At 62.9% G+C, this 426-nt stretch carries 2 pseudogenes; both read left to right on the plus strand.

Going from position 1 to position 426, the window contains the following annotated elements:
- Positions 1-168, plus strand: a pseudogene (locus E5W70_RS31565) (class I SAM-dependent rRNA methyltransferase); the annotation flags it as partial.
- Positions 169-426: pseudogene (locus tag E5W70_RS31570) on the plus strand (RNA methyltransferase); the annotation flags it as partial.

The raw sequence follows: 426 nt of genomic DNA on the forward strand, positions 1-426 counted from the left end.
GTACTGACCGCCTATTCGATCCGCGCCTCTTTTTTCGCCATCCATGCCTTGATGCGCGACACCTTCGCCGGCATGGGCGGCACGGTCGAATCGGGCGAATTGATCATCCGCGAGAAATCCGCAGGCCGGGCGCTTTCGACCTCGCTGTTCTCACGCTGGGTGGCTTGAATGAGTGCGTACGAACGGCATGCAGGCGCGCCAGGGCAGGTGAAGGAAGTCACCAGCCTCGCCAACCCGCTGGTCAAGGACATCAAGGCGCTCGCGCTGAAGAAATTCCGCGACCAGCAGAATGCCTTCATGGCCGAAGGCCTGAAGCTGGTTATTGACGCGCTCGATCTCGGCTGGTCGATCAGGACGCTGGTCTTCGCCAAGGCCGGGCGCGGCAATGCGGCGGTTGAAAAGGTCGCGGCGCGCACGGTTGCCGCC

It is taken from the genome of Mesorhizobium sp., assembly GCF_005063415.1.
Classification (GTDB): Bacteria; Pseudomonadota; Alphaproteobacteria; order Rhizobiales; family Rhizobiaceae; genus Mesorhizobium.